Origin of the sequence: Euzebya rosea, assembly GCF_003073135.1 — a bacterium.
Taxonomy (GTDB): domain Bacteria; phylum Actinomycetota; class Nitriliruptoria; order Euzebyales; family Euzebyaceae; genus Euzebya; species Euzebya rosea.
On sequence record NZ_PGDQ01000013.1, the window covers coordinates 53868 to 65135 of the forward strand.

Sequence of the window (11268 nt, forward strand, 5' to 3'; positions counted from 1 at the left end):
CCGGCGTCCACGTCGATCAGCGGTGCGGGTTGTCCCCGCGTCGGCCCCGGGTGCGGTGCTGCGGGGGCAGCGCATCCCTCGCCCGTTGTTCGGCGTGGGACCGACGGGCCTCCCGGTACCGGCGACGGCTCGGCGAGGGGATGGCCCTGATCCACAGGACCAGGCCGACGACGATCCACACCATGGAGGCCGCGGTGACCAGGGTTCCGGGGGAGGGGATCAGCAGCAGGACGGCGAGCACCACCAGGTACGCGACGCCGCCGCCGACCCGGACGAGGCGGTCTCGTGTGGCGTCGTCCACGGGGCGGTTCCTCTCGGTCCGATCGGTTCGGGGATGCCATCGTAGGCACCGGCCGCGACGGGGCTCCATCAGCACCTTTTGTCACGTTGGCGCTGCCGACGCCCCGTCGTTACCCTCTGGGTGCCGCCCATGACTCTCCTCGTCCTCGGTCTCAGCCACCGAACGGCCCCCATCGACGTCCTCGAGCGTCTCGCCGTTCCGGCTGACCTGACCGCCAAAGCCCTCCTGTCGCTGACGCAACGCGAACACGTCCAGGAGGCCGTTGTGCTGTCCACGTGCAACCGGGTCGAGGTGTACGCCAACGTCACCCGGTACCACGGCGGCATGGCGGACCTCCGCGACCACTTCGCCGAGTGGGGCGGGCTCGACCCGTCGACGTTCGCCCACCTGACCTACGACCGGTTCGACCGCGAGGCCGCCGAGCACCTGTTCGCCGTGGCCAGCGGGCTGGAGTCGATGGTCGTCGGGGAACGCCAGATCCACACCCAGGTCCGGCAGTCCTTCGCTGACGCGCTGGAGGAGGGAGCCGTCGGGCCCGTCCTCAACCGCGTGTTCCGGCAGGCCGTCCGCGTCGGCCGACGCACCCGGTCCGAGACCGGCATCGCCGACGGCGCCGCCTCCATCGTCGACCTGGCCCTGGCCACCGCCGAGCAGTACCTGTCCGGCGAGGCGCCGAACGTCCTGGTCGTCGGGGCCGGCAAGATCGGTGGCATGGCCGGCACGCGCATCGCCGAGGACGCCGCCCGGATCGCCGTCGCCAACCGCACCGTGGAGAAGGCCGAGGGCCTCGTCGAGCGCATCGGCGGGACCGCCCACGGGCTGGACGCGTTGCCCGACCTCCTGGCCGCCGCCGACCTCGCGATCACCTCCACCGACGCCGCCCAGCCGGTCATCACCGTGCACGACGTGCGTCGCGCCATGCAGCAGCGCCCCGACCGCCCCCTGGTGCTGGTCGACCTGGCCGTCCCGCGCGACATCGACACCGACGTGCACGCCATCCCCGGCGTCAGCGTCGTCGACATCGAGTCCATGCGCTCCGTGGTCGCCCAGGGCCCGACCGGCGACGCCGTCCGCGACGCCCGCCGGATCGTCGGCCAGGAGGCCGACGACTTCCTGGCCTGGTGTCGTGGTGTGCAGGCCGGCCCGACGATCTCCGCGCTGCGCCAGCGCGCCGAGGCCGTCCGCCAGGCCGAGCTCGACCGGCTGAAGGCCAAGCTGTCCGGACTGGACGACACGCAGCGCGATGCCGTCGACGCCCTCACCAAGGGCATCCTCAACACCTTGCTGCACGAGCCGACCGTCCGGCTGAAGGGCCTCGTCGACAGCCCCGACGGGGAACGCTTCGTGCGGGCACTCAGCCACCTCTTCGACCTCGCCCCCGAGGGCGACTCGGACCGCACCCCCCGGGGTGACGCGGACCGCACCGGCTGACCCGACGTGCTCCGAATCGCCACCCGGCGGTCGGCCCTGGCCGTCGCCCAGGCCACCCAGACCGCCCAGCTGATCACCCAGCGCACCGGCCAGCAGGTCGAGCTCGTGCCGATGTCGTCCACCGGTGACGACAACCCCGAGGCACGCATCGACACCCTCGTCGCCGGCGGTGACGTGAAGGGCCTGTTCGTCGACTCGATCCGGCAGGCCGTGCTGGACAAGGACTGCCACCTGGCCGTGCACTCCTACAAGGACGTGCCGACCGAACCCCATCCCGACCTGGTCGTGGCCGCCGTGCCCGGCCGTGAGGACCCCCGCGACCTGCTGGTCTCGCCGAAGGGCTGGACCTTCGGCAACCTGCCGGCCACCGCGATCGTGGGCACCTCCTCGGCGCGTCGGAAGATGCAGCTGCTGCGCGCCAAGCCGGGCCTGCAGGTCCTGCCGATCCGCGGGAACCTCGACACGCGGCTGCGCAAGCTCGTCGACGGCGAGTTCGAGGCCATCGTCGTGGCCCTCGCAGGGCTGAAGCGCCTCTACACCTCCCCCGAACGCGGTGGGATCGGCGCGCTGCAGCTGCCGCTGGCCGCCGTCCCGCTGGAACCCGGCGAGATGGTGCCGGCCCCCGCGCAGGGCGCCATCGCCATCGAGTGCCGCGCCGACGACGCCCGGACCGCCTCGTTGCTCGAGGCCGTCGACCACCTGCCCAGCCATCGGGCCGTCAGCGCCGAGCGGGCCTACCTGAACGCGCTCGGGGCCGGCTGCACCACACCCGCCGGGGCCCTGTGCTCCCTGACGGGCATGGGTGGCCTCGAGGTCATCGGGATGCTCGGCGACGAACGCAACCGCCGCGTGCTGCGCCGGTCCACCTCCGGTGGCTTCGACCAGGCCGAGGAGATCGGCCGGCGGTTGGCCGGCGAGATGCTGGAGATGATGCCCACGTGACCGTCGATCCCTCCCCCGCCACCGCCGTCCCGACCGCTGCCGAGGCGGCGTTCCTGTCGCTGGGCGGCGAACCCGCCGAGCCCGGCACCGTGCACCTCGTCGGCGGCGGCCCCGGTGCGCTGGGGCTGGTCACCACCCGGGCGGCCCGGCTGCTGGCCACCGCGACGTTCGTCGCCTACGACCGGCTGTCCCCGCCCGAGGCGCTCGCGGTGTGCCGCGAGGACGCCGAGATGGTCTACGTCGGCAAGCTGCCCGACCGCCACGCGCTCGTGCAGGAGGAGATCAACGCCCTGCTGGTGGAGAAGGCCCAGGCCGGCGAGGCCGTCGTCCGCTTCAAGGGCGGCGATCCGTTCGTCTTCGGGCGTGGCTCGGAGGAGGCCCAGTCCTGCGTCGCTGCGGGTGTGCCGTTCGAGGTCGTGCCGGGCGTGACGTCCTCGATCGCCGGCCCCGCCTTCGCCGGGGTGCCCGTGACCCACCGAGGCCTGTCGCCGGCGTTCGCCGTGATCACCGGCCACGAGGACCCGACCAAGGACGACACCCAGGTCGACTACGCCGCGCTCGCCCGCTTCCCGGGAACCCTGGTGTTCCTCATGGGCGTCGGGCGCATCCGGCGGATCGCCGACGCGCTGATCGCCGAGGGCAAGTCCGCCGACACCCCCGTGTCCTCGGTGCGCTGGGCGACCACTCCCAAGCAGGAGCAGGTCCAGGGGACGCTCGGCACGATCGCCGACGTCATCGAGTCGACGGGCTTCTCCTCACCTGCCGTGACCGTGATCGGCGAGGTCGCCGGCCTCGCCGACGAGCTCGGCTGGTTCGCCGACCGGCCGTTGCACGGCAAGTCCGTCGTGGTGCCCCGCACCCGCCAGCAGGCCAGCGAGCTGAGCCGACGACTGCGGGCGCTGGGCGCCGATCCGGTCGAGGCCCCGACGATCGCCATCGAACCCTCCCGTGACCCCGACGGCCTGCTGACCGCCGTGGAGCGCATGCGCGACGGCGTCTACTCGTGGGTCGGGTTCACCTCCCGCAACGGCGTCGAGGCCGTGATGGCCGCCATCCGTGACGCCGGCGGCGACGTCCGCTGGTTCAGCGACGTGCGGATCGCCGCGGTCGGATCCGGAACCGCCGAGGGCCTGGAGGCCTTCGGCCTGCGTCCCGACCTGCTGCCGGACTCCTTCACCACGCGTGGGCTCGGCCTGGCGCTGGCCGAGGCAGCCGACGACCCAGAGCGGCCCGTCCTGCTGCCCCGCGCGGACATCGCCAGCGAGAAGCTGTCGGAGATGCTGACCGCCGCCGGGGTGGACTACCACGAGGTCGAGGCCTACCGGACCGTGCCGGCCGCCGGGCTGGACCCCGAGGTCGCCGACCGGCTCCGGTCCGGTGACGTCGATGCCGTCGCGCTGGGCTCCTCCTCCACCGTCCGCAACCTCGTGTCGCTGCTGGAGGGCCGTCCCCATCCCGACGTCGCCATCGTCTCCATCGGCCCGGTCACCACGGCCACCTGCGAGGAGCTCGGCCTGACCGTCGCCGCCGAGGCCGACCCCCATGACCTGGACGGCCTGACCGACGCCGTCGTGCGCGCCCTCACCCCCTGACCCCACGCGTGTCGTCCGGCACGCGCGGGACGCCGGTGGTGCGACACGCATCGGGGGTGTGCTTGGATCGCCCCGTCCGCACGCAACGACGAGGAGCAGCACGATGGCCGGCGAATGGCGACCCGACCCCGAGGGCAACTACGAGTACCGGTGGTGGGACGGCGAGGGGTGGACCGACCAGGTGGCCCATCAGGGGCAGGTCGGCGTGGTGCCCATGGGTGGCGGCGCCCCGGCGACGGCCGACCAGCCCGATCAGGCCCAGCCCGTCCAGGCCCAGCCCGCGCAGGTGCAGGCCCAGCCCGCGCAGGTGCAGGGACAGCCCGGGGGTGGAGGGGGCTTCGCGGGCATCACGGGCGACCTCATCGACGGTCGCTTCGCCGAACGCGACGGCCAGCCGGTGGCCAACCAGAACGGCAAGATGCTGCGCGTCCGCGTGGGCGAGCCGTTCATGGCCCGGCAGGGCTCGATGGTGGCCTACCAGGGCAACGTCGACTTCTCCTTCGAGGGCGGCGGGGCCTCGCGGTTCATCAAGAAGGCGCTGACCGGCGAGGGCCTGTCCCTCATGCGGGTATCGGGCCAGGGTGACGTGTTCCTCGCCGACACCGCCACCCACGTGCACCTGCTGCACCTCAACAACTCCGGCCTGTCGATCAACGGCAAGAACGTCCTGGCGTTCTCCACGTCGCTGGACTGGAACATCGAGCGGGTGAAGGGTGGGTCCATCGCCACCGGCGGACTGTTCAACACCACCCTCCGCGGCTCGGGGTGGGTGGCGATCACCACCGACGGCGAGCCGGTCGTGCTCAACACCGCCGAGGCCCCCACGTTCACCGATACCCAGGCGGTCGTGGCGTGGTCGGCGCACCTCCAGACGCAGCTGAAGTCCAGCTTCAAGGCCGGTGCGCTGATCGGCCGTGGCTCTGGCGAGGCGTTCCAGGTGGCCTTCAGCGGCCAGGGCTTCGTGATCGTGCAGCCGTCGGAGGGCATTCCCATCCCGACGGCCGGCTGACCCCCTCGGCTCAGGCGGTGCCGGGCGTGGGTGGGTTGCCCATCGCCCGGTCCTCCGTGGCGCGGACCTCCGCCCGGGCCTCCCGGAGCGCGACCAGGTGCTCGCGCGCGTCGGTCAGGGTCACCCCGGTCGTGGTCGTCTCCGCCAGCGCCTCGGCCTGCTCCTGCACGGCCTCGTCGGCAAGGGCGACCAGCAGGTCGGCCAGGTCGGCCGTCTGCTGGCGCAGGAGGGGGGAAGGGGACCCGCCGATCCGTGTCGCGCGGCGTTCGGCGGCGAGCAGGCGGTGAAGCCGGGCGATCTCGCCGTCCGCCTCCATCACCGCCCGGCTGGCCACCCAGCCGTCGTGGGCCAGGTCCTGCACCAGCCCCCGCGCCGTCAGCAGGCGGCGGAACTCCGCGCGCACGTCCTTGGGCAGCTCCGACAGGTCGTCGTCGAGCATCTCCGGGGTCAACGTCCCCTCCGCCGCAGCCCGCTCGCGTGCCATGTCCGGATCCCGCCGTTCCAGCATCTGGGCCACGGCACCCACGCCACCGGCGCCGAGCCCACCGGCGACCATCAGCGCACCGAGGATCGTCCGCAGGGCGCCGGGGTCACCGACCGCCAGGAGCAGCCCGCCCAGGCCCAGCAGCATCACGGCCAGCACGACCGCCACCGCCCGGACCCCACGCCGGATGCCCCGCCGTGCGGGCGCGGTCGAGCGCACCACCCGCTTGGCGCCACGTCGTGCGGCTCGGCCTGCCTCCTCGAGCAGGTCCTCCAGCAAGTCCTCGAGGTCCACGCCCCGACGGTACCCGCGCGGGCCGTCGGGATCGCGGGATCACGTCCCGAACGTGCCCCCGTAGAAGAAGACGTACAGGGCGGCCAGGATCACGATCAGCAGGATGACCTTGATGACCGTCTTCACCGCCCCGACGACGAAGCGGACGGCGAACAGCAGCACGAGCAGCGCGATGGGCGAGGCCACCGGGTCCAGCTCGATCCCGCTCAGCAGATCCTCCATGCCCGGCAGCATAGGGGCAGGTGGACCCGCCGGGTACGCTTCGACGCAGGATGTCCACCCCCACCCACGATGCCGTCGAGGCGTTGGTCCATGCCCTGAACCACGGGGACCTGCCGGAGATCCTGGACGCCTTCACCGACGACGCGGTGTTCTCCTCCGACGGGGGGATCGCCAGCGGCCGACGGGAGCTCGCGGCCCTGTTCGACGGCACCCTGGAGGAACCGCGCCCCCGGATGATCCTCCGCCACGTCGAGCAGGACGGCAACGTGCTGCACTGCCGGGCCACCCGTCGGTTCACCATCTCCGACGGCGAGCAGGCGATCGGCCACGACGTGGAGATCCGGTGCGTCTTCACCGTCGTGGCAGGCGCCGTGTCGCGTGTGGTGGTCGACCCGATCCAGTGAGGCCGATCGGCCGAGGCCGTCGGGGCGCACGGCGGTACGCTCGGTCCCATGCGCTACCGCCAGCTTGCACCAGGAATCGATGTCTCCGAGGTCGGGTTCGGGAACTGGACCGTCACCACCGGGTGGTGGGGGGACTACACCCGTGAGGAGTCGCTGCGCCTGCACCGCGAGGCCTTCGACCACGGCATCACGTTCTTCGACACCTCCGACGCCTACGCCGAGGGGTACGCCGAGGAGGTGCTGGGCGAGGCCATCGCGCCGATCCGTGACGAGGTCGTCATCGCGACCAAGTTCGGCTACGACATCACGTCGGACCACCAGCGAGTCGGACAGCAGGAGCGGGCCCACCGCACCGATGTGGGCTACATCTCCCAGCGGCTGGACGACTCGTTGAAGCGCCTGGGGGTCGACACGATCGACTTCTACCAGCTGCACAACCCGCGGATGGCCCACATCGACGCCGACGACCTGTGGGCGTTCCTCGAGGACGCCAAGGAGGCCGGCAAGATCCGCGCCTACGGCGTGGCGCTCGGCCCCAAGATCGGCTGGCTGGAGGAGGGTGTGCACGCGATGCGCACCCGGGACGTCCACGGCATGCAGATGATCTTCAACATGCTGGAGCAGTCGCCGGGCAAGGAGCTGCTGGAGGTCGCGGAGGAGACCGGCCGGACGATGATCGTCCGGGTCCCCCACTCCTCGGGGATGCTGGAGGGCAACCTCACCGCCGACCACGTGTTCCCCAAGAACGACCACCGCCGCCACCGTCCCCGCTCGTGGCTGATCGAGGGTGTCCAGAAGGTCGCCACGCTCGACTTCCTGACCGAGGCTGGTGGCGGTACCGGCATGACGCTGGGCCAGGCCGCGCTGAAGTGGGTGCTGTCCCACGACCGCTGCGTCACCACGCTTCCCAACATCTACGGCAGCGAGCAGATCGCGGAGTTCGCCGCTGCCCCCGACAAGCGCGACCTGACGGCCGAGGAGCTCGACCGGATCCAGGCGCTGTACGACGACAACTTCGGGGTGGTCCCCGAGGGCCTGCCCGACACCGACAAGGTCAACGGCGGCGTCGGCAGCTGACCCACCGCAGGAGGGGCGGAACGACATGAACCAACGGCCCGAGTCGGGTGAGGCCGTCCAGCAGGCCCCGCCCCCTGCCGCCGAGCCGGCAGCAGCCGCCACCCCGCGCGGGGAGGCCGACCACCCCGTCGCCCAGTCGTCCCCCTCCGCCCCCACGGCCGACGACGTCCGGCTGGACCGCGCACACGCCGAACGGGTCATCGCCCGGGCGCTGGAGCTGCAGGACGCCCATCTGGGACGACCCGACGGGTTGACCCTGGAGGAGGTCGCCGAGGTGGCCGGACAGCTGGGCGTCTCCCCCGACCTCGTGCGCCGGGCCGCGCTCGACGTCCGGCTGGCGGGCGCCGTCGAGCACGAGCCGAGCACGACCGAACGGCTGCTCGGGCCGGCTCGCATCACCGGCGCGACGTCGGTTCCCGTCGACGTCGACGCGGCCCGCCAGGCCGTGGACCGGTGGATGACCACCGACGAGGGCATGCGGATGCGTGGCACCAGCGCCGGCAGGCAACGCTGGGGCAAGGACGCGCGGGTCGTCACCGAGATCAAGCGCGGCCTCGGCAGCCCCCGCGCCACGGGCATCCTCCGCGGGCTCGACGAGGTCGACGTCACCGTCGAGGCGCTCGACGACGCGACGGTCGTCACCGTCGAGGCGGACACCCGGAAGATTCAGAAGACCGGCGTGGCAATCGCCGCCGGCTCGACGCTGGCAGGTGTGGCCTTCGGCGTCGGCGCGGCGACGATCATCCCGGACGCGGCCGGCGGGTTCACCGACCTCGGCCAGTTCGGACTGACCTTCGGCGTCTGGACCGCCGGCGGTGCCGCGACCGCCGTCTCCGTGTGCCGGTCGTGGACCACGCGGGTCCGCCGAGCCGTCGCCGACGCCCTCGACGGCATCAACATGACCACCACATGGGACGGCCCGGAGCTCGTGGAGGACCGGCCGGGGTGGCGCAGCACCGTCCTCCGATGGCTGGACGGCAACCGCTGAGCCACCCGGCGTCGTCGGTCGTCGGGGTCGCCGCTACGCTGCGGCCCGTGTCCACCACCCCTGCTTCAGTGCCCGTGTCCGAGTCGTTGTTCGCCCGCGCCGAGGCCGTGATCCCCGGCGGGGTGAACTCACCCGTTCGCGCCTTCCGCGGCGTCGGCGGCACCCCACGGTTCATGGCGAAGGGGGAGGGCCCCCGCGTCACCGACGAGGACGGCCGCACCTACATCGACTACGTCATGTCATGGGGGCCGCTCATCCTCGGCCACAGCCACCCGGACGTGGTCGCCGCCGCCATCGAGGCCACCCGCTCCGGATCCTCCTACGGGGCGCCGACCCGCGGTGAGGTGGAGCTCGCCGAGGAGATCGTCGACCGCATCCCCGGCGTCGACCAGGTCCGCTGCGTCTCCTCGGGGACCGAGGCGACGATGAGCGCCATCCGCATCGGCCGCGGGTTCACCGGACGGGACAAGATCATCAAGTTCGCCGGCCACTACCACGGCCACGGCGACGCGCTCCTGGTCGAGGCCGGCAGCGGCGTGGCCACCCTCGGCCTGCCCAACTCACCGGGCGTGACCGCAGGCGCGACCGGCGACACCATCGTCGTGCCGTGGAACGACCGTGCGGCCGTCACCGCCGCCTTCGAGGCACACGGCGACGACATCGCCCTGATCATCTGCGAGCCGGTCGCCGCCAACATGGGCGTCGTCCCCGCCGCGGACGGCTACCACCAGTTCCTGCGCGACATCACCCGCGAACACGGTGCCCTGCTGCTGGTCGACGAGGTCATGACCGGGTTCCGGCTGGCCCGGGGCGGTGCCACCGAGCTGCTGGGCCTCGACCCCGACCTGATCGCCTTCGGCAAGGTCGTCGGGGGCGGCTTCCCCCTCGCCGCGTTCGGCGGACGGCGCGAGATCATGTCGCAGCTGGCCCCCGTCGGCCCCGTCTACCAAGCAGGCACCCTCAGCGGGAACCCGGTGGCGGTCGCGGCGGGCCTGACCCAGCTGCGCCTGCTCGACGCCGACGCCTACGCACGGCTGGATGCCCTCGCCGACCGGCTTGTCCGCGGGCTCCTCGGCGCGTTCGCCGACGCCGACGTCCCCGCCTGCATCCAGCGGGCCGGCAACCTGTTCGGGCTGTTCTTCACCGGTTCGCCGGTCACCGACTACGACGGGGCCAAGGCGGCCGATCACGACCGCTACGGCCGGTTCTTCCACGGCATGCTCGCCGAGGGGCACTACCTGCCGCCGTCGGGCTACGAGGCCATGTTCGTCTCGACCGCCCACACCGAGGACGACATCGACGCCACGGTCGCGGCAGCGGCCCGCGTCGCGGCCACCCTTGCCGGATAGACAGCGCGTCGCGGGGACGCAGCTGACCCGACGACACGTCCTCCGTCGGGCCGGTGTCCTCGCCGCCGCGGGCATGTCAGCAGCGCTGGCGGCGTGCAGCGAGGATGATCCGGACGTGATCGACGTCGAGCAGCTGGAGGACCGCGACCCGATGGACATGGAACCGCTCGCCATCACCGGCGTCCGGCAGCCGGGCAGCCCGGACCAGCCGATCACCGTGACGGTGCTCGGCCGCCGCATCCATGGCGTCGGCGAGCAGCCGCCCGACGGTGTGCGCACCCTCGACCTCGACGGCGGATGGATCGTGCCCGGGTTCGTCGACAGCCACGTGCACATGCAGTTCTCGACGCCCGCGGAGGTGCTCGCCGGCGGCGTCACGACCGTCCGCGACCTCGGCGGCCCGCCGACCGCAGCGCAGTCGTTGATCGGCACCACCCCGCTGAAGGTGCTGATCGCGGGGCGCATCCTCACCCCGATCGGGGGGTACCCCAGCCGATCGTGGGGCGATGACGGCACCGCCCGAGAGATCGCCAGCGCAGAGGACGCCGTCAGCGCCGTCCGCGAGCAGACCGGATCGGGGGCGACCGTGATCAAGGTGGCGCTGGAGGACTCCGAGGGTCGGCCGCTGTTCGACCTCGAGACCCTGCAGGCGATCGTGGCCACCGCCCGCGAGTCCGGCCTGCGCACCACCGCGCACTGCGGATCAGCGGCGGCCCTCGAACGCGCCATCGAGGGTGGGGTCCGCGAGCTGTGCCACCTGCCATTGCACGACGTCACCCCCACCGAGATGCAGGCCGCAGCCGCCGCCGCCATGGTGCTGGTCCCGACCCTGGAGATCCGGGGCGACGACCCCTCGGCGCTCGAAGCGCTCGCGGCCTTCCGCGAGGCCGGCGGCGAGGTGCTGTACGGCAGCGACCTCGGCAACGGCGGGACCGCCCCGGGAATCGAGGTGACCGAGGTGCGGGCGATGCTGGCAGCGGGCATGACCCCCGAGGAAGTCCTTCGCTCGGCCACATCGGACGCCGCGGCGTACCTGTCGCTGGACACGGGCGTCATCGCCGAGGGGCTGCTGGCCGACCTCGTGGTCCTCGGCGGGGACCCGTTCGAGGATCCCTCCCGCTACGACGACGTCCGGCTGGTGCTGGCCTCCGGCGAGATCGTCGGCTGACCCACCG

12 protein-coding genes are annotated in these 11268 nt (G+C 72.6%); 9 read left to right on the plus strand and 3 right to left on the minus strand.

The annotated features are described in order from the left end of the window. Nucleotides 1–16: 16 nt before the first annotated feature. The gene (locus CUC05_RS17095) at nt 17–301 is read right to left on the minus strand and encodes a hypothetical protein (protein ID WP_108667346.1); all 285 of its coding nucleotides are present in this window, start codon (nt 299–301) and stop codon (nt 17–19) included. 129 nt (nt 302–430) lie between these two features. Here CUC05_RS17095 and CUC05_RS17100 point away from each other — a divergent pair, with 129 nt between their 5' ends. The 4 genes from CUC05_RS17100 to CUC05_RS17115 all read left to right on the plus strand — a co-directional run bounded on the left by CUC05_RS17100 (nt 431) and on the right by CUC05_RS17115 (nt 5275). Continuing rightward, complete coding sequence (locus CUC05_RS17100; protein ID WP_108667347.1) at nt 431–1732, plus strand: glutamyl-tRNA reductase; 1302 nt, start codon at nt 431–433, stop codon at nt 1730–1732. 6 nt (nt 1733–1738) lie between these two features. Further along, nucleotides 1739–2674, plus strand: a complete 936-nt coding sequence (gene hemC, locus CUC05_RS17105) for a hydroxymethylbilane synthase (RefSeq protein WP_108667348.1) — start codon at nt 1739–1741, stop codon at nt 2672–2674. Beyond that, nucleotides 2671–4266, plus strand: a complete 1596-nt coding sequence (gene cobA / locus CUC05_RS17110; protein ID WP_108667349.1) for a uroporphyrinogen-III C-methyltransferase — start codon at nt 2671–2673, stop codon at nt 4264–4266. The genes hemC and cobA overlap by 4 nt, the downstream gene beginning before the upstream one ends. A 103-nt stretch (nt 4267–4369) precedes the next feature. Then, nucleotides 4370–5275, plus strand: a complete 906-nt coding sequence (locus tag CUC05_RS17115) for an AIM24 family protein (protein WP_108667350.1) — start codon at nt 4370–4372, stop codon at nt 5273–5275. A 10-nt stretch (nt 5276–5285) separates the two neighbouring features. Here CUC05_RS17115 and CUC05_RS17120 read toward each other — a convergent pair whose 3' ends face one another. Then, nucleotides 5286–6053, minus strand: a complete 768-nt coding sequence (locus tag CUC05_RS17120; RefSeq protein WP_108667351.1) for a hypothetical protein — start codon at nt 6051–6053, stop codon at nt 5286–5288. Between the two features lie 39 nt (nt 6054–6092). Next, nucleotides 6093–6275, minus strand: a complete 183-nt coding sequence (locus CUC05_RS17125) for a hypothetical protein (protein ID WP_157965685.1) — start codon at nt 6273–6275, stop codon at nt 6093–6095. A gap of 50 nt (nt 6276–6325) precedes the next feature. On the opposite strand from CUC05_RS17125, the gene CUC05_RS17130 reads away from it, so the two are divergent. From CUC05_RS17130 to CUC05_RS17150, 5 genes are all read left to right on the plus strand, one after another. Beyond that, on the plus strand, nt 6326–6679 hold the full coding sequence (locus CUC05_RS17130; RefSeq protein ID WP_108667353.1) for a nuclear transport factor 2 family protein: 354 nt from the start codon (nt 6326–6328) through the stop codon (nt 6677–6679). A gap of 48 nt (nt 6680–6727) precedes the next feature. Further along, nucleotides 6728–7756, plus strand: a complete 1029-nt coding sequence (locus tag CUC05_RS17135; RefSeq protein WP_108667354.1) for an aldo/keto reductase — start codon at nt 6728–6730, stop codon at nt 7754–7756. Between the two features lie 25 nt (nt 7757–7781). Then, a complete protein-coding gene (locus tag CUC05_RS17140; RefSeq protein ID WP_108667355.1) occupies nt 7782–8744 on the plus strand; it encodes a hypothetical protein in 963 nt (320 codons plus the stop codon). A 47-nt stretch (nt 8745–8791) separates the two neighbouring features. Then, on the plus strand, nt 8792–10093 hold the full coding sequence (gene hemL, locus CUC05_RS17145) for a glutamate-1-semialdehyde 2,1-aminomutase (protein WP_240606272.1): 1302 nt from the start codon (nt 8792–8794) through the stop codon (nt 10091–10093). A gap of 115 nt (nt 10094–10208) precedes the next feature. Continuing rightward, a complete protein-coding gene (locus CUC05_RS17150) occupies nt 10209–11261 on the plus strand; it encodes an amidohydrolase family protein (RefSeq protein WP_157965686.1) in 1053 nt (350 codons plus the stop codon). Nucleotides 11262–11268 lie beyond the last annotated feature (7 nt).